This window comes from Pseudophaeobacter sp. 1A16562, assembly GCF_041008785.1.
GTDB lineage: Bacteria > Pseudomonadota > Alphaproteobacteria > Rhodobacterales > Rhodobacteraceae > Phycobacter > Phycobacter gallaeciensis_A.
In genome coordinates this window covers 222,782-241,139 of the sequence record NZ_JAXGFT010000002.1, presented here as the reverse complement: position 1 = coordinate 241,139, position 18,358 = coordinate 222,782, and the positions used below count along the sequence as shown (strand labels likewise).

13 protein-coding genes and 1 tRNA gene are annotated in these 18,358 nt (G+C 60.5%); 5 read left to right on the top strand and 9 right to left on the bottom strand.

The window, feature by feature from the left end; all coding sequences use genetic code 11:
• Nucleotides 1-1,040 precede the first annotated feature (1,040 nt).
• Nucleotides 1,041-2,189, top strand: a complete 1,149-nt coding sequence (locus SM764_RS03520; protein ID WP_369001014.1) for an efflux RND transporter periplasmic adaptor subunit — start codon at nt 1,041-1,043, stop codon at nt 2,187-2,189.
• Nucleotides 2,190-2,201: 12 nt separating this feature from the next.
• On the top strand, nt 2,202-5,315 hold the full coding sequence (locus tag SM764_RS03515; RefSeq protein ID WP_369001013.1) for an efflux RND transporter permease subunit: 3,114 nt from the start codon (nt 2,202-2,204) through the stop codon (nt 5,313-5,315).
• A gap of 806 nt (nt 5,316-6,121) precedes the next feature.
• Here the strand turns inward: SM764_RS03515 and SM764_RS03510 are convergent.
• From SM764_RS03510 to SM764_RS03490, 5 genes are all read right to left on the bottom strand, one after another.
• Entirely contained in the window at nt 6,122-6,760 is a 639-nt protein-coding gene (locus tag SM764_RS03510) for an aspartate/glutamate racemase family protein (protein WP_369001012.1), read from the bottom strand.
• A gap of 3 nt (nt 6,761-6,763) precedes the next feature.
• The gene (locus tag SM764_RS03505) at nt 6,764-7,600 is read right to left on the bottom strand and encodes an ABC transporter permease (RefSeq protein WP_369001011.1); all 837 of its coding nucleotides are present in this window, start codon (nt 7,598-7,600) and stop codon (nt 6,764-6,766) included.
• A gap of 3 nt (nt 7,601-7,603) precedes the next feature.
• A complete protein-coding gene (locus tag SM764_RS03500) occupies nt 7,604-8,452 on the bottom strand; it encodes an ABC transporter permease (RefSeq protein ID WP_369001010.1) in 849 nt (282 codons plus the stop codon).
• Between the two features lie 71 nt (nt 8,453-8,523).
• Nucleotides 8,524-9,789: an ABC transporter substrate-binding protein gene (locus tag SM764_RS03495; protein ID WP_274829808.1), complete on the bottom strand. Its 1,266-nt coding sequence runs from the start codon at nt 9,787-9,789 to the stop codon at nt 8,524-8,526.
• Nucleotides 9,790-9,846: 57 nt separating this feature from the next.
• The gene (locus SM764_RS03490) at nt 9,847-10,830 is read right to left on the bottom strand and encodes an ABC transporter ATP-binding protein (RefSeq protein ID WP_369001009.1); all 984 of its coding nucleotides are present in this window, start codon (nt 10,828-10,830) and stop codon (nt 9,847-9,849) included.
• A 237-nt stretch (nt 10,831-11,067) separates the two neighbouring features.
• On the opposite strand from SM764_RS03490, the gene SM764_RS03485 reads away from it, so the two are divergent.
• The 3 genes from SM764_RS03485 (at nt 11,068) to SM764_RS03475 (ending at nt 13,462) form a co-directional block, all read left to right on the top strand.
• Nucleotides 11,068-11,778, top strand: coding sequence for a GntR family transcriptional regulator (locus SM764_RS03485; RefSeq protein WP_369001008.1), 711 nt, complete (start codon nt 11,068-11,070; stop codon nt 11,776-11,778).
• Nucleotides 11,779-11,883: 105 nt separating this feature from the next.
• Complete coding sequence (locus SM764_RS03480) at nt 11,884-12,957, top strand: ABC transporter ATP-binding protein (protein WP_369001007.1); 1,074 nt, start codon at nt 11,884-11,886, stop codon at nt 12,955-12,957.
• Nucleotides 12,944-13,462: an HD domain-containing protein gene (locus tag SM764_RS03475; protein ID WP_368948003.1), complete on the top strand. Its 519-nt coding sequence runs from the start codon at nt 12,944-12,946 to the stop codon at nt 13,460-13,462. The genes SM764_RS03480 and SM764_RS03475 overlap by 14 nt, the downstream gene beginning before the upstream one ends.
• Nucleotides 13,463-13,477: 15 nt before the next feature.
• Here the strand turns inward: SM764_RS03475 and SM764_RS03470 are convergent, their stop codons facing one another.
• From SM764_RS03470 to SM764_RS03455, 4 genes are all read right to left on the bottom strand, one after another.
• Nucleotides 13,478-15,187 carry an ABC transporter permease gene (locus SM764_RS03470; RefSeq protein WP_369001006.1) on the bottom strand — a complete coding sequence of 570 codons (1,710 nt, stop codon included), beginning with the start codon at nt 15,185-15,187 and terminating at the stop codon, nt 13,478-13,480.
• Nucleotides 15,188-15,190: 3 nt separating this feature from the next.
• Complete coding sequence (locus tag SM764_RS03465; RefSeq protein ID WP_369001005.1) at nt 15,191-16,168, bottom strand: ABC transporter substrate-binding protein; 978 nt, start codon at nt 16,166-16,168, stop codon at nt 15,191-15,193.
• A 298-nt stretch (nt 16,169-16,466) separates the two neighbouring features.
• A tRNA-Leu gene (locus SM764_RS03460) sits at nt 16,467-16,553 on the bottom strand.
• A gap of 168 nt (nt 16,554-16,721) precedes the next feature.
• Nucleotides 16,722-18,353 (bottom strand): peptidoglycan-binding domain-containing protein, encoded by a 1,632-nt coding sequence (locus tag SM764_RS03455; protein WP_368947995.1) that lies wholly within the window; start codon nt 18,351-18,353, stop codon nt 16,722-16,724.
• Between the last annotated feature and the right edge of the window lie 5 nt (nt 18,354-18,358).

Below are 18,358 nucleotides of genomic sequence, written 5' to 3'. Positions count from 1 at the left end.
GGACTGGGCTAAGGCGCGCAGCAAACACACCACGCGACCGTCACCCGCTCCACGAAAATACTGCACGATGCACGAATGGCAGCTCCGATGGGCTGCAACGCAGTATTAGGCGAGAAACTAAATGGCCGGTTTGGTTCGGCCATTCCTGCCCTAACTCTCTGCAGGACCGACGTGGCAAAGTCCGATATCTGCGCTCGGCGATCTCCAGTCCCTCCTCGTCTGGATAAACACGGCCTAGACCCCATAAAAAGTCACGATGTCCGGCCGGGGTTCCTTCAATTTGGAAGGCGTTCACGTAACGGCCTCATCCTTCGCTCTGGCCCATCGGAGTAAACGGCAGTTACAGGAAGGTGGCAATGAGAAAGGCACCGTTTTCCAATTTAAAATGCATTGGATCACCCCCTCAAGTCCATCGCCCAACAACAGCAAGACGTGCGAAGAAACCGAAACCTGACGAATTTTTTGTGAAGTTTCGGCAAGGAATACCACGCATCGATGCGGTCAGAGAGATCGGTGTGACTGAGCAAAGCTATTACCCTTAAGCGCAAAGTGTGACGGAATGGGTACGGCACAACTCAAGGAAGTGTTCACTGAGCCCGGGTTTGTTGGGCGCAAAAACCGTCTTTAAAAAGTTTGACCTGCAGGGCACACAGGGAGGTATGAGCGTGCACAGCCGACGTTGACGTCGATCGTGGAAAATAGCCGCTTCGAGCCCGATCTGGCGAACCGCTCAGCGCGCCCTGGCCCGGTGTTTGATCGCTATCCGTGTTCGCTCTTGAAAAGTAATTCTCCACGCTAAGTCTGTTCGAAGCAGAGCTGACGAACTCAGCCTGATGAGCTGCATAGTTTGCGCATTTTCAGTATGATACTGTGGTGTGTATTTTGTTGTGCAAAAACAAGCGACATCTCGACACCGGCAGGCTTCGGGACGGCTAGAATTTGCTTGCAGTTGCATGTTTTTTGTAGGCAGTTTTTACGATGATACACACAACGCAATTTGTGGCGACAACCGCCCCAGTTCACTCAGTGCAGGAAACTCCATGAAGCTCATCAAGCAACTTTTTGCGGGAGCGCTCCTTGTGTGCGGGGCTCTGTATCTTTGGGCTGCCTATGTGCCTGCGTCGCGCCCCTTGCTCGAACGCTGGGGCGTGCTGGATATCATTGAACAGGTTGCGCCCCTTCCCTCGGACGAAGCGTCAGAACCGGCTGCGAAACGTGGTCCGCGCGGGCCGGTTCGCGTGGTTGCGGGAGAGGTTGCGCAACAACCGATGAATGACCAGGTGCGCGCGATCGGGGACGGGCGGGCCATTCGATCCGTTACAGTGCGCGCCGAAGCGACGGGGCGCATCGTGTCGACGGGGTTTGTGGCCGGCGGTTATGTGAGCAAGGGGGATGAGCTTTACCACCTTGAAGACGCAGCCGAAAAGATCGCAGTCGAACGGGCGCGATTGCAGGTGGAGGCTGCAAAGGAGGATGTCGACCGGCTCAAGCAGTTGCAGAAAACCGGCGCGGTAACAGCTGTGCGTTTCCGCGAGGCTGAACTGGAACTGCGCTCGGCGGAACTGGCGTTGGAGCAGGCCCGGTTTGACCTTGCACAGCGAACCATCGTCGCGCCGATCTCGGGATGGGCTGGTCTGTCGGAGATCGAGGTTGGCGACCGCATTTCCGTGCAGGATGTCCTGACGGTGATCACGGACCGCTCGCATATCCTGATCGATTTCCGGGTGCCTGAACGGGCGATCAGCCAATTGTCGCTTGGCATGCCGATGCAGGTCGTACCCCTGGCGAACCCAGATCAGCAGCTTGTCGGGAAGATCAACGCGATCGACAATATCGTCGACCGGCACAGCCGCACCTTGCGGGTTCAGGGGCAGCTTGAAAACGAGGGCGATACGCTCAGGGCTGGGATGGCATTCTCGGTCGCGCTTTCGTTTCCCGGCGAAATGGCCTTGGCAGTGGATCCGCTATCGGTGCAATGGTCTTCGGACGGGCCTTTCCTGTGGAAGATCGAAGACAGCAAGGCACAACGGGTCGCTGTGAAGATATTGCAGCGCAACAGTGGCTCTGTCCTGGTCGAAGGCCCGCTGAATGCCGGGGATGCCATCATCGTCGAAGGCGTTCAGAATATCCGGCCAGGGGCTGAGGTTGAAGCTGTCGAGGGCACAGAACCATCTGAGACCAACGGTTAAGGGAGTATCGTCGTGAGTATACTTGGCGAGACTCTGCATGGGCAGCATGGCACGGGCACCGTCTTGTTCGTCAAACGGCCGGTACTGGCCTTTGTGCTCAACGCGCTGATCGTGATTGCCGGAGTGGCTGGCTTGTTCGGGGTCGAGATCCGCGAATTGCCGGATGTGGACCGCCCCGTGGTGACGGTGACGACCTATTTCCCGGGCGCGTCATCGGAAACCGTTGATCAGGAGGTCACAAGCCGGATTGAAGGCGCGGTTGGGCGGGTTTCGGGGATCAGGACGATCTCGTCGCAATCTCGCTATGGCCGCAGCCGGGTCACGCTGGAATTTGAGGATAGTGTAGATCTGGATGTTGCCGCGACGGATGCCCGTGATGCGGTCAGCCGGATCGCAAATACCCTGCCAGAGGATGCCGAGACCCCCGGCATCGTAAAGGCCGACGCCAATGCGCAGCCTGTGGTCCGGGTGGCGGTGACCTCGGACAGCCGCTCGCCGCAGGAACTGACACAAATCGTGCATGACCGGGTGGAAGACCGGTTGATTTCGATACCGGGCGTTGCCGACTTGCAGATCTATGGGGATCGTGACCCGATATTCCGGGTTGATATCGACCAATGGGAGCTTGCCAGCCGGGGGCTCAGCCTTGCGGATTTGCGCCGTGCGCTAGCGGATGTGGCCTATGATGCTCCGGCGGGCGATCTGAGCGGTACGCGCCAGTCGATCAATGTCCGCACAACGGCTTCTGTTTCGACACCTGACGCCTTTGAAGCCTTGGAGATCCGCGACAATGTCAAACTGGGGGATGTGGCACGCGTTACCCTTGGCCCCGCGCCGAATGAAACCATCCTGCGCGCCAATGGCCAGACAGGGCTAGGCATCGGGGTGATCCGTCAGGCAACCAGCAATACGCTGGAAATCTCGGCAGCCGTGCATCAGGTGGTTGCAGAGTTGAATGAAACCCTGCCGATAGGCGTGGATATATTCATCACCTCTGATGATGCGGTGTTCATCAATGGCTCGATCGAGGAGGTACTCAAGACGCTGGGCCTGGCTATCGCAATTGTTGTTGCCGTGATCTTTCTCTTCCTGCGCAGCTTCCGTGCCACCCTCATTCCTGCACTGACACTTCCCGTCGCATTGGTCGGAACGCTGGCCGGGATCTATTTGGTGGGGTTCTCAGTCAACATCCTGACGCTTCTGGCGCTTGTTCTGGCAACGGGCATGGTGGTGGATGATGCCATCGTGGTTCTGGAAAACATCGTGCGGCGGCGCGCCGAGGGGATGGGCGCCCGCGCGGCTGCCGTTCTGGGGGTTCAGGAGGTGTTCTTTGCCGTAATCACCACGACGGCCACCCTCGCGGCTGTTTTCGTGCCCCTGTCGTTCCTGCCCGGACAGGCCGGGGGGCTTTTCCGCGAGTTCGGCTTTACACTGGCGATGTCCGTGACGCTGTCATCGGTTGTGGCGCTGACACTGTGCCCGGTGATGGCCAGCCGCCTCCTGGATGGCGTGCAGCTGAATAACAGCGGGCGCGGACCGATCACCTGGCTGGGCAATCGGCTTGCAGCGCTTTACGGAGCCACATTGCGGATGGCCTTGGGCGCTCCGGCCATTGTGGTTCTGGCGTCGCTGCTGTTCGCGGCAACTGCGCTTATGGTTGGCTCTGGTATCAAACAGGAGCTGACCCCGCCTGAAGACAGATCGCTTGTGCTGATGTCCATCACGGCACCTCAGGGGGTGTCGCTCGATTATACCATGGCAAAAATGAACGAGATCGAGCGCTCGCTGTCTCCCCTTCGCGAAACCGGCGAGCTGCGCAATGTCTTCTCGATTACGGGCTATAGCGCCGACAATAGGGGGTTCATGGTTGCCACGCTTGCACCATGGGAGGCGCGCAGCCGCAGTCAACAGGACATCGTCAACGATATTAACCGGGGGCTGTCTTCGATCATCGGAGTTCGGGTCTTCGTAATCCAGCGCAATTCCTTGGGAATTCGCGGCGCCGGACGCGGCTTGACGTTTGCGATCACGGGCGACAACTACGACCAGCTGGCGGGCGTGGCCGAGCAACTGGTCGAGCGGATGCAGCAAAACCCCTACTTTGGCAGGGTTCGGCTTGAGTATGAAACGACGCAGCCACAGCTCTTTATCGAAATCGACCGCGCACGGGCATCGGACCTTGGCGTCGAAATCTCCGGGTTGGGGGATGCCTTGCGGGCCGTTCTGGACGGGCGAAGCGTGGGGTCGGTTTTCATCGATGACACCAGCTATGATATCCAGATGCTCTCGACCTCGATGCCGGTTGATGATCCTGGTGATCTGGAAAGCATCTTTGTACGTGCGTCCGATGGCCAGATGGTTCCCCTGTCGTCCTTTGTCCGGCTTGAGGAACGCGCCGTTGCTCCGGAACTCAGCCGCGAAGGAAAGAACCGCTCGGTCGAGATCGCGGCCAGCCTGACGCCGGAGCTTGCGCTGGGCGATGCCTTTGTCCAGGTGCAGGATCTGGCGGCGGATCTGATCACCGAGAACAACAGGGTCGTTCCGCTGGCCGAGGCCGCGACGCTGGATCAGACGAACTCGGGGATTGGCATTATTTTCGGCTTTGCGATCATCGTCGTTCTTTTGGTCCTTGCTGCGCAATTCGAAAGCTTCATTTCCGCCATCGTCGTCATGTCGACCGTGCCCTTCGGTCTGGCTTGTGCTGCTTTTGCCCTTGCCCTGACCGGGCTCAGCCTCAACGTTTACAGTCAGATCGGCCTTGTCATGTTGGTCGGGATTATGGCCAAGAACGGCATCCTGATCGTCGAGTTCGCGAACCAGTTGCGGGATCGCGGTGCGGATGTACATCAAGCAATCTATGATGCCTCGACCATACGCCTGCGTCCCGTCATGATGACCATGACGTCAACGGTTCTCGGGGGGATACCGCTGATTTTCTCAACCGGGGCGGGCGCCGAAGCGCGCGAAGCCTTGGGGTGGGTGATCGTCGGTGGTTTGGGGCTCGCAACCCTGTCGACGCTTTTTCTGACCCCGGCGGCCTATTTGCTGCTGGCACGGTTCTCGACCCCCAAGGCCGAGGAGGAGGCACGGTTGCATCGCGAACTGCGCGAAGCGAATGCCAATTGAAATCAAGGGCTGTGGAGCCAGCGATGGTCCGAGCTGATTGAGAGTGACGCTGGATTTTGCTGATGGGGTGGATGCTCCCTCCTTCTGTGATGCCAACAACAAAGCCGTTCGGAACATGAAACCTCCGTGCTAAATCTTCCGCAGCTTTCCGATCTTGAGAAGTCGAGGCATCAACTCCGCCAACTTCGGTGAATTCCAGCCCAGGCGAGAGCGTCAACCGTTCACCAGCCCCCGGCGTACCGAGGAATTTTATGCGACAGAATCTTTCCTGACTTGCTTACCTTTTCGAGAAATTCAGATCGCAATTTCTCGAGGGATGTTGAAACAGGAACCGAAGCAACTGAAACCCACACGATAATGCCGAGCGCTAGGGCGCCCCACACACGCCAAGATCTCAGTTTGGCAACCACGCCAGCTATTAACAGAAACGAACACAGCCCTGCCAATGCAGATAGCCGCAGCATAGCATCAATCGTCACTCGAAGCTAACCTAAGCTCCCGTTTTTCAATACTTTTCCTTCCATTCCCCCACCACATGATGGAACATATTGGCGCTCATAGGTTACCGTCAGTATTGCGTCCAGTACGCCCCGTGTGAGTTTTCTGAGAAAAGAACGATGGATACACTGGCCGCATAAAGCCATCAAACCGACCCCAAGGGCTTTCCTTGAGGTGGAGGAACTTGGGGGCCCAGGTCAGATGACAGACTACAGAGCTTAGAGAGAAAGGCGGTAAACCATGTACCGGCTGAACTCATCTGCGAAAGCTATATAGATTTTCAAGGCTAGCCGCCCGCACCGCACAGCTCAACCGACCAACGCGCGGCTGAGCTTCGCTGCCGCAGTCACGCCGTCAATAACGGTCAGTCCCGGGAGATCGCCCAGATGGCCGGTAACCGACACCGCGCCGGCGCATCCGATGATTACATTTACGGTGTCGGGCGGAAGCTGATGGGCGGCAGCGGTGAAAGCTGCTGCGGCTTCAGCGGGGCTATCTTCTAGCAGCAGCACCGGAACATTCGCGGCTCGGATCGTGTCGATATGCGAGGCATGCCCCTGCGCGTCGATATTAGCCTCGATCACCGGCACGGCAGCCTGCACCGTGGTGATCACCGCTGTCGGCCCGCCGATCAGCTCGGCCATGACATAGCTGGCCTGCCCGATCCCAAGCACCGGACAGGTGGCAAGCTGCCGGGCTTCGTCCAGTCCGGTATCATCGAAACAGGCGATCACGATGGCCCGCGCGCCCGCATCCGAGGCCTTGCGGACCAACTCCAGCAGCGGCGGCACTGCCCGCGCGCCATCCTCCGGGCCTTCGATGGCGGGCGGGCCCTCGACCGAGGTCCATCCTTCGAACCGGATATCCGGCGCGGTATGGCGGGCGGCGGCCAGGATGCTGGCGGTCATGGCTTCGGTGCTGTTGGGATTGATCACGATGACCGGCATTGTTCAGACCATCCCCTTGCCCGCATCGGATCCGCGATCCTTCTTGCGCGCCATCAGCCAGACGGTCAGGAAGAAAACCCCGATCACCACCAGCGAAAACCCCGTGGTCAGCGTGCCAAGAGCAAAAATCACGGGCGTGGTCACATTGGTGGTCATGCCAAAGATTTCCAGCGGCAGGGTGTTGTAGCTGCCCGCCGTCATCAGGGTGCGGGCGAATTCATCATAGCTGAGCGTGAAGCCGAACAGGGCCACCCCCAGCAAGGACGGCGCGATGATCGGCAGGACGACATGGGCAAAGGTCTGCCAGGCGGTGGCGCCGAGATCGCGGGCGGCTTCCTCATAGCTTTTGTCGAAACGGTTGAAGATGGCGAACATGATCAGCAGGCCAAAGGGCAGCGTCCAGGTCAGCTGGCTGCCAAAGCCAGAACTCGCCCAATGCACCGGCAGCCCCAGCTGGTTGAAGATCAACCCGACCCCAAGGGACACCAGAATCGACGGGATCACCAGCGAAGTGACGGCGAGATAGAACAGCAGCCCGGAGCCCGCAAAACGCTTACGAAAGGCAAGGCCGCCCAGAACCGAGACCACAACGGTGGTCACCATGACCATCAGCCCCAGCGCAAATGAGCGGCGGAAGCTCCCCCAGATATCGCCGACGGCTTGTTCCTGAAACAGATCGCGGAACCAATACAGCGACACGCCGTTCATCGGGAATGTCAGCCCCCCTTGCGGCCCTTGAAAGCTGAGGATGCCAATGGTCAGGATTGGCCCGTAGAGGAAGAGCACGAAGAGACCGAAAAAGGCGGCGAGGATGTAAAAGGACCGGCTGCGCGTTTCCATCGATCAAAGCTCCTTGCGAATATCGACCAGCCGCAAGAGCAGCGCGATCACGATCAGAACGGTGCACAGCAGCACCACTGCCGTCGCCGAGGCCGAGGGGTATTGCAGCAGGCTGATGTCATTCGAGATCAACCGCCCGACGTTGGCGCGTTGCGATCCGGACATGAACCGCACGGTGATGAAGTCTCCCATCACCAGGGTTGAGACAAAGATCGTCCCGATCATGATCCCGGGTTTGCACAGCGGCACGATCACCGTCCACAGGGTCTGCAGACCGCTAGCACCGCAATCGCGTGCGGCCTCCAGCAGGGAGCGGTCGATGCGCATCATCGAATTGAAGATCGGCACCACCATGAACAGGGTGTAAAGGTGCACAAAGGCCAGAACGACGCTGAAATCACTGAACAGCAGCCACTCCAACGGCTCGTCTATGACGCCCCAGCTGATCAGCGCCGAATTGGCCAGCCCGTTGCGGCCCAGGAAGGGAATCCAGCTGATCATCCGGATGATGTTCGAGGTCCAGAACGGGATCGTGCAGAGCAGGAACAGTCCGATCTGCCATTTCAGGCTGCGCACCTCGAAGGCCAGGAAATAGGCAACGGTAAAGCCGATCACCAGCGTCAGCGCCCAGGTCAGCATGGCATATTTGAAGGTGTTGAAAAACACCGTGTAGGTGACCGGCGATCCGAACAGGAATTCGTAATTGTCGAACTGGAACGCCGGGTAGATCGAATATTCCGTCGCGCCCCAAAAGCTGACGATCACGATCATGATGATGGGCGCCACCAGAAAACCAAGCAGCACCAACGCCATCGGCGCGGCCTGGATCCATGCGATGATCTGTCTGCTCATATCCGGGGTCCGGTCCTTGATGAAATGCAGGAAGTGGTTGCGGGGGCAGAGGTGCCCCCGCAGGTGTTGCGTCAGGCCGCGATGAATTCATTCCACTTGCGGACCATGTACTGGTTTTCTTCCATGACGGAGTTCCAGCAGGCCACTGCGCCCATGCGGTCATAAAAGGAGCCGCCGTCGCGCACTTCGCCCGCTCCGGCCAGCTTGTCTCCGAAGGGCGAGGTGATGATGTCGGTGCTTTCCTTGCCTTCGAACCAGTACCCCCACTCGTTTTCGGACATGAAGTTCTTGGAGGTCTCCGGCACCGCCGAATAATAGCCCTGACGCATCAGGAAGCCGCCGACCCAGCCGCTGAGATACCAGTTGATGTATTCATAGGCTGCATCCAGCTCCATACCGGACAGGGAGGCCGACAGGCCGATGCCACCGCCCCAGCTGCGATAGCCTTCTTTGAGGGGCTGATAAACGCAGTCGATCCCGCGCGAACGAACCGCAGTGATGGCCGGCGACCACATCGACTGGATCACTACCTCACCCGAGGCCATCAGGTTGACGCTTTCGTCGAAAGTTTTCCAGAAGGCGCGGAACTGGCCGTTCTTCTTTGCTTCGGTGAAGATCGCGATGGTCTTGTCAATCTCTTCGCGGGTCATATTGCCCTTGTCGCCATAGCTGATTTCGCCCATCGCCTCGCAGACCATGGCCATATCCATGATGCCGATCGAGGAGATATCGAGGATCGAGGCCTTGCCCTTGAACTCGGGGTTCAGCAGCTCGGACCAGCTTTCGATCGGACGGCCGATCAGGTCAGGGCGAATGCCCAGCGTGTCGGCGTTGTAGATCGTTGGGATCAGCGTCATCCAGCCGGATTCGCTATCGACGAAATCGGTGCCGCCCGGACCATCAACGAAACCGACAGTATGCGGCGCGGTGCCTTGCGCAATCTCGCTGTCGGGTGTCAGTTTACCGTCGCGGAAGATGCCGACGATCTTGTCGTAATTGGTGATCTTGGAGGCGTCCATGGCTTGAAGGTTGCCGGTCGGCCAAACTTTCTTGCAGACGAAATACTCGATATCGGCAATATCAAAACTGTCCGGCTGGGTGGCGGCGCGCTGGGTGACGCTGTCGGTGTCCAGCGCGGTCATTTCCAGCGTGATACCGAGGTCTTCTTTGACCTTGGTCGCCACTTCATTGAGGTTGGACACGCCGGTGCCGAACTGGCGCAGGGTGATGTTCTTACTCTCCTGCCCCCAGACCATCGGCGCCGGAAGCGCAGAGGCCGCGAGCGCCGCGCCACCCGTCTTCAGCAATGCCCGGCGGCTATAGCGAATTTTCGAAATTGTCGTCATGGTCGTTCCCTCTCTGTTATGCGTTTTGCGTTATTTGCGTTGGGTTGTTCATGCGGAGAGCGGGTGCGCGACCCGGTCCTCCCAGTCGAGGCCGATGACCTCTCCCAGATCCTTTGGGGTTTGCAGGAAATCCGTGTCCGGCATCAGCGCCGTGACATCCTGACCGCCCGCGACCTCGGCCGTCAGCGCGACATGGGTTCCCTGGTATTCGATCCCGATGACCCGCCCGTCGATGCGCCCTGCCTGCGCGGCGGTAACCGTCATTTCATCCGTGCGCAGCGCAATATTGCCCTGCGGCAGGTTCAACACGTTGTGCCCGCCCATGAAGCGCGCCACGAAAGCGGTCTTGGGGCGGTTGAAGACATCGCGCGCCGGGCCTGCCTGTTCGATACGGGCATCGTTCATGACGATGATCTCATCCGCTAGCGCCAGCGCCTCGTCCTGACCGTGGGTGACATGGATGAAGCTGATGCCCAGCTCACGCTGCAGCCGTTTCAGCTCGGCCCGCATGCGGATGCGCAGGAACGGATCCAGCGCCGAGAGCGGCTCATCCAGCAGCAACACCTGTGGACGGGTGATCAGGGCACGGGACAGCGCGACACGTTGCTGTTGCCCGCCCGATAGCTGGTCCGGCTTGCGGTCTGCCAGCGCCGTCATCTCGACCAGCTCCAGCATTTCATCGGCGCGCTTGTCCCGGGTGGGCTTTTCGATTCCGGCCATGCGCAGGCTGAAGGAAACGTTGTCGCGCACGCTGAGATGGGGAAACAAGGCGTAGTTCTGGAACATCATCGCCGTGCCCCGCCGCGCCGGAGGCAGATGCGAAACATCCCGTCCCGCAAGCACAATCGAGCCATCGCTGACCGTTTCATGCCCCGCGATCATGCGCAGGGTCGAGGATTTCCCACAACCCGAAGGCCCCAAAAGGCAGGCATAGACCCCTGCCTTGAAACGATGCGCGATGGCATCGACCGCAACGGTTCCGCCGTAGCGTTTGGTCAGCGCAACAAGTTCAAGATCAGCGTGTCCGGTCATCTGCGTCCCCAGCGTTCAGTTGCAGTCAGAAAGGCCGAAGCCGGACGCATTGCGCAAAGCCTACCGGTCACGGAAAGGGCCGATTCTCGCAATTGCCTGCAATCTGACCGCTGTTGTGCGGGCTTTGGTCAAATATTGCGCACAATATTGTATACAATCTTCTCATATGCCGTATTCGATATGACTTCGTCTTGTCATGGAATCCGCCAGCCCTCATGTCTGTGGCAGGAGCACCCCATGACGCGATTCGTAGACAAACCCGATTTTATCCAACCCGCTGTGAACGGCCCCTCGGCCCATCTCGTGGCCTCTCTCAGCCAGGCGATCCATGAGCATCGCCTTCTGCCTGGCACCAAACTGGGCGAGGATGAGCTGAGTGAGATCTACAATGTCTCGCGCACCGTGGTGCGCAGCGCGCTTCAGGCGCTGTCGCATGTGGAACTGGTCGAATTGAAACGCAACCGCGGCGCCTTTGTCTCGCAGCCGACCGTGCGCGAGGCGCGCGAAGTCTTCGAGGCACGCGCCCTGCTGGAACCGCGCACCGCCCACTCGGCGGCAGAGCGTATGACGCCAGAAGCCGTGGCCCGGCTGGAGGCGCATATCGCCGCCGAACACGAGGCCCTGGCCGAGGGCGAGGTCGGCAAGGCCCTGCGTCTGTCGGGGCATTTCCATATCGAGATTTCGCGCATCGCCGACCAATCCACAATCGCGGGCTTCATCGAGCGGCTGGTGGCCCGATCTTCGCTGATCATCGCGCTTTACTGGAAACGGCAAAGAGCCTTGTGTGAAAAGCACGCGCATCACGCGCTGGTCGATGCCTTCCGGCGGGGGGACGGTCAGGACGCCGAAGAGCTGATGAAAAGCCATCTGCTGGATATCGTTTCGGGGCTCGACCTCAGCGAGACGCCCAAGCCGACCGGAAGCCTGAAAGAGATCCTGAAGGGCTGAGCTCCACCCCGCATCCGGTATGGAAACGCGCCCTGTCATAAAACGGTTACCCCAGCCGACCATGTAGCCCGGACAGGTGAACTCTTGATTCCCGAAAGGCGACGGATGGCAGGCGGAATACAGGTCAATTCGATTGGCAAGGCCTACGCGGGCAAACCTGCCGTCGATGGCGTTTCCTTCGACATTGCCCAGCATGAGTTCTTTGTCATCGTCGGACAGTCCGGTTGCGGTAAAAGCACGCTTCTGCGGCTGATCGCCGGACTGGAAACCCCGGATCGGGGCGAAATCCGGCTGCACGGGGATCTGGTTGCCGGGGACGGGACCATGGTGCCACCGGAACAGCGCGGCACGGGTTTCGTGTTTCAGTCCTACGCGCTCTGGCCGCATATGACGGTGCGGGGCAATGTTGCCTTTCCGCTGGAAGCCGCAGGCATGTCCCGCAAACAAGCCGCCCGGTTGGCCGAACCACACCTGGAAACAGTGGCCATGCAAGCGCTGGCAGATCGCAAGCCCGAAGCCCTGTCCGGCGGTCAACGGCAACGGGTGGCGCTGGCGCGCTGCCTTGCCGGAGGCGCCAACACCGTTCTGATGGACGAACCGCTTGCCAATCTGGACCCGCACCTGCGCGGCACTATGGAGAAGGAACTGCTGCGGTTCCACCGCTCTTCGGGGGCCACCACCATCTACATCACCCATGATCAGCGCGAAGCCATGGCGCTGGCCGACAGGATGGCGGTGATGCAGGACGGGCGCTTCCTCCAGATCGGCACACCGCAAGAGATATACGTCCGCCCGGCCTGCCCCGAGGTGGCGCGTTTCATCGGTCAGGGCGCGGTGGTGCCCGTCACCTATCAGAATGGCAGCGCCGAACTGGCCGGGTATCGCTTCCCCGCCGCCGCCCTGCCCGGCCATCCGAATGGCCCGGCGCAGGCCTTGTTGCGGCCCGAAGGGATCAGAATCCTGGCGGATGCAGGCAAGGACGGCTTGCACGGCGCGGTCCGCAGTATCCTTTACCGCGGCGGCATATGGGACGCAGAGGTTGAAATCGCCGGGGGCGCGCTGTTGTCGCTGACACATGGTACGGCGCTGCACATCGGCCAGCCCCTGTCGCTCGCCGTCGATCAAGCCTGGGTGCTGCCGCAAATGCAAACCCGTGGAGAGCCGGATGAGACGGCCTGAAGACTGGTTTACGCCGGACAATGACCGGCTGGCCCACATCCAGCAGGTGATCAGGACAGCCCAGGCGATTGAGGCGCGGCGCTCCTTCTCTGGTCGCCTGATCGCCGCTGCCACCTATCACGACATCGGTTATGCACGCTCTCTGGCCACAACCGGATTCCACCCCGTCGATGGCGCCGAGATTGCCCGCAAGGATGGGTTTGACGGCGAAATCGTCGACGCGGTGCTGCATCATTCCGGCGCGCGCGGACTGGCCAGCCGCAGCAGACCCGATCTGATGCATTTGTACGGCCCGGACTGCCGAATGACTGAAACCGTGCTCAGCCGCGCGCTGACCTTTTGCGACAACCGCTCCGGCCCCAGGGGTGAAAGCCTCAGCCTTGCCGCGCGGATTGCCGACATCCGGGTCCGGCACGCGGGCAACGCGGCCATTCTGGACACTACAGAAGCCTACCTTCCGGTTTTCGAAGCCATCGACGCCGAATTCGCCCCGCTGCTGGACTGATCCGGGGGGGGCCGGTCAGATCCGCCAGGGCACAACGCCGCGCGGGGCGTTCTTGCCGAGCCGGTCCAGCGCCACCATCAGCGCGACCGTCGCCACAATCGTGACGCTTGCCATGGCCGCCGCCAGGGTGGTGTAACCGCCATCCTCGTAATTGTAGATCGTGGTGCCAATGGTTTCATTGCCCGAGGACCACAGCAAAGCCGAGACTGTCACTTCGTTGTAGGCCGTCAGGAACACCAGGATCGCGCCGGAGGCCGCTGCCGGTGCGATCAGCGGCACAAAGATGCGGCGCATCCGGAACATATAGCCGCCCCCAGCGATGCGGGCGGCCTCTTCCAGCGCCGGATCAAGCTGCACAAAGGCGGCACTGACCGGCTTCAACCCGACGGAAAAGAACGCGCAAAGATACGCAAGAAAGATGATCCCGAGCGTGTTGTAGAGCGCGATGTTCAGAACCGGCAGCGGCTTCAGGAAGGCGAGGATGAAGGCGATCGAGATCACCAGCCCCGGAATGGCATAGGTCATCTCGGCCAGGGTAGCGATGCCCATCCCGGTACGCCGCGTGGCGCCCCTGCGCGAAGCCATGAACCGCGCCACGAAAATGCAGCCCACGGAAATCACAACGGCGGCGACACCTGCGCTGAGGGAGGAGTTCAGAAACGCCCGCGCCGTGACAGCCTGCCGGAACAGAACCTCGGTGAAATTGTCCAGCGTGATGGTCTCTGCATTCAGCGGCAGCCCGTAGGTGCGCACCAGAGCGGTCGCCAGCAGCGCCGAAACCGGCAGCACCAGCGTGGCAAGGACCAGTCCCGCCAGTGCGCCTTCGGCCCAGATCCGCAACCGGCCCAATCGGATCTGCAGCGGCGGTTGCGGCGGCCCGATCAGCGTGTTGCGGGTACGGCGCAGCAAGAGCGTCTGAACGAGAATGACCGTCACCGCCAGCACCGCCAGAAGGGAGGCGATCACCGCAACATCAGTCAGAACCGATGGTCCGAAGCTGGCCAGCCTCTGCCAGATCAGCACCGGCAACGTGATATAGCGGGCCGGAATGCCCAGCAGCGCCTGAATGCCGAAATTGCCCAGCGACGACACAAAGGCCAGCGCAAAGGCTGCGATCAGCGTCGGCGCCAGCAAAGGCAGAATGATCCGCCGCAACAGCCCCATACTGCGGGCCCCGGCGATCCGTGCGGCGTCGCTCATTTCCCGCGGCAGGCTGCGCAGGGCCGCCAGCACCACCAAAAAAACCAGTGGCGTATGCTGCACGCCCAAAAGGAAGACGAGCCCCCCCTTGGAATAAAGCGGATGGGTCGCCCCCAGTTCGGGCGCCATGCCCAGACTGCGCAGGATCGGCGAGGACGGCCCCATCGCTTGTATCCAGGCAATCGCGGTCACATGCGGCGGCACCATCATCGGGATCAGCAGCAGGAAGGTGAACGCCCCCTTCCAGCGGATATCGGTCAGCCCCATGACCAGCGCGATCCCCGTCCCAGCGACCAATGACAGGATAGAAGACAAAAAGGCGCTTTCCAGAGAATGGAAGAAGGCGCGCAAGACCGAGCGGGACCCAAGGGCCTCCAGCAGCGGCGCAAGGCTGAGCATGCCGTCCTGCGTTATCCCGACACGCGCCAATAGGCTGAGGGGATAGACCAGAACCAACAAGGCAAAAAGCACCGCAGCGGCAAGGGCCAGCCCCTCTCCGCTGCGGAAATAATTCAATCGGGACAAGGGTTAGCCGCCGAAAATCTCGGTGAACTTCATCTTGCTCTCGGTATCTTCAGCCAGCGCCTTGGCCGGATCAAATTCGAGCAGCTTGATATCGGGCAGCGCCGGGAAACCTTCCGGCGGGGTGATGCCTGGATGCGCGGGCAGATACCCCATGTCCGATGCCATCTGCTGGCCTTCCTCGGAGATCAGGAAGTCGACAAAGGCCTTGGCCGCGTCGGGGTTCTTGGCAGTCGACAGAATCGCGGCCGGTTCGGTCACGGCCGACACGCCCTCCTCGGGGAAGACGAACTCGACCGGGGCACCGGCCAGCTTGTTGCGGATCGGCAGGAAATCGACAACAAAGCCATAAAGCTTCTCACCACCTGCGATGGCCTTGTAGGTGCCGCCATTGCCGCCCTTGGGATTGGCACCCTGTGCCGCGAGGCCTTCGTAAAAGTCCCAGCCAAGATCGGGGTTGCTGGTGATCGCGGCCATGTGAATGGTCGCGGCGCCGCTGGTCAGCGGCGAAGGCATCGCCAGCTTGTCCTTGGCTTCGGGCTTCAGGAGGTCGGCATAGGACGTCGGCACCATCTCGGCACCGGTGTTGTAGACGATCCCGGTGGTGATCAGCTTGGTGGAGAAATAGTGCCCCTCGGGATCCATCAACGCCGGATCATAAGCGGATGTGTCCGCTTCGGGATAAGCCATCAGGCGCCCTTCGGCCTCCAGCCCCTCCATGGTGACCATATCTGCGATCAGCAGCACATCGGGCTGAGGCGCACCGGCTGCGAACTCTGCCCGCAGCTTGGCCATAATCTTGGTGGTGCCGTCGCGGATCCATTCGACCTCGATGTCGGGGTATTTGGCCTGAAATGCATCGACGGTCTGCTGGGCATCGGCGTTGGGCTGTGAGGTATAGACCACCAGTTTGCCCGACACATCGGCGGCAAACGCAGACGTGGACAGCAAGGCGGCGGCAAGCGCGGAAAGAGCGAAACGCATGTGAGTCTCCGTAGAGTGGTTACGATTGCTCACCGGGCTAGCAGTGCCGTGTAACAACATTCCGACGGAAGGCCTGAAAAGCCGACAGCGCGCTTATTTCCGCAAACCCAAAGGCCCTGCCAATCAGATGGCCTGCATTGCTGCCAGCCCCATGCATGCGCACAGATGCCAACCAACGCCCGCGCCCGTCTCATTTGGTGAACAGCCCGCTTGGTTGATTTGCACGCAGGAAACGACCTGCTGCGATTACGCTCCTCGACATGGGAACGCTCAGATCAATCAACTCAGGTAAGATAGTTGGTGCGGTCGAGAAGACTCGAACTTCCACTCCGGTTAAGGAACAGCGACCTCAACGCTGCGCGTCTACCAATTCCGCCACGACCGCACTGCCTAGGCTTGGTTAGGGGCGTATAGACGAGCCGCCTGGTGATGTGAAGAGGCAAAATACCGAAATTGACATCTTGCCTCTTCGAAAATTTGTGACCGCTGAAACGAGACTTCAACTGGCACGCAATCGCCCGGTTGACTGCCCCTTCCGCAGTGGGATCGGAGATCAGTTGTTCGAGAATGTCGGCAAGGCCGCCGCGGCGCCTGAGGCAGGTACGGGTTGCAGTTGGCCGGAACCACCGAGTTGCGCAGCCGCCGCCTTGATCAGACCAGCGCGCTCCGGCTGGCCGGGCGAGAAGACCGCTTCGGCGCCATTTTCCAGGGCTGTGACAGCAACGCCGTACCAATCCTGCGCCGCAGGAACGGATTTGGCTGCACCGAACCCCTGCGACATGTGGTGGCCGATCAGCTCGGCATAGGGGCGTTTGCCGATGGCGACCATGATCAGCGCCGATCCCATCGCGATATCCAGCTTGTCTCGGCGATAGCCCGAGAACATGCAGACGGCCGCCGTGTTGGCCAGCTGATCAATCGACATGTTGGATTGCAGCACGAACTTTTGCACATCTGCCATGACGGCCTGACTGTTGTCAGAGTCCAACCGCGCTAGGAAAGGCTGGATCGCCGGGGCAAAGGAATCACATTGGCTGTCCACCTGCGCCGAGGTCACATTCGTCAGGGTCGCCACGATGGCTTCGCCGGAATTCATCGCATAGGAGCGCGCGATGCAGAACTGCTCTCCCAGCGCGAGGTCAGGGTCCGTCATCGTCGACACGGTCATATAACCGCCATTCGAATTGGTCAGCAGGCTGACCTTGCTGCAATGACTGGCCAAAGAGGCCGTCTGTGCCGCCTGCGAAGGCGCGTTGAAGGTCGGGATCGCCCCGAGCGCCTGACCGCCGACCGATGCCATCACCGTGCCGCCCTGCTGCGACGCAGCCGGAGGTGTTGCAGGCGCCGGGGCTGCGGGTACCGCCTGCCCTGCCCCCTGGCCCGAGGCCTGCATCGTATCATTCATGCGGCACACGCCCTGATGGCAGGAGAAGCTCGCCGTCGTGACACCGCGCGCCATGAAATCGTTGCGCTGGTACCCCTGCGGGGTCGAGGCAAAGACCATGACCGAACAATGCGAGGCGCCGCACCAGAAAGAGCTGCCCGAAACGGAGGTGTCGATCAGATAATCGTTCTTGCCATCGCCGTTGATGTCCGCCAGCTGCATGAACCCGGAGCGCTGCAACAGCTGCTCGGCGCTCGGTTCGGCAGAGGCGGCGATCTCGTCGACAGCATCGCTGACCTCGATCGGCAGTCCGGCATAGCCGGTGCTGGCGCTGCGCACGCCTGCGGCCTCATCCCGCCAGGTGTGCAGCAAGCCGCGCACGCCGTTGGGGCCTTGCATCGCCTTGATTACCTGCGGACCACCGATCTGGGCACGATTATAAGATGAGACCAGAAAATCCCGTTCATAGGCGGTCAACTGACCGGTTGCCGGAAAACCCATATGCACCTGATACTGGCTGATCGCAGTCCGGGACCGACGCCCCATGACACCATCCGGCGTGCCCGCCGGGAAGCCGAAGTAGTTGAGGGAAGCCTGCGTTTCACGGTTGTGCGCCCGCGTGGCCGAATAGCCTTGGCTGACGGTTCGGCGTTTCTTGTTGCGGTTCACCTCATTGACGATGGCGCCGCCGACAATGCCGCCCAGAAGAGCGGCCCCAAGATTATCAGCAGCAACGGGGCCAGAAGGGGCAGATAGAAACAGGGTCGCCGCAAGCGCGGTCTTGATCGGGGTACGGAACATGAAAC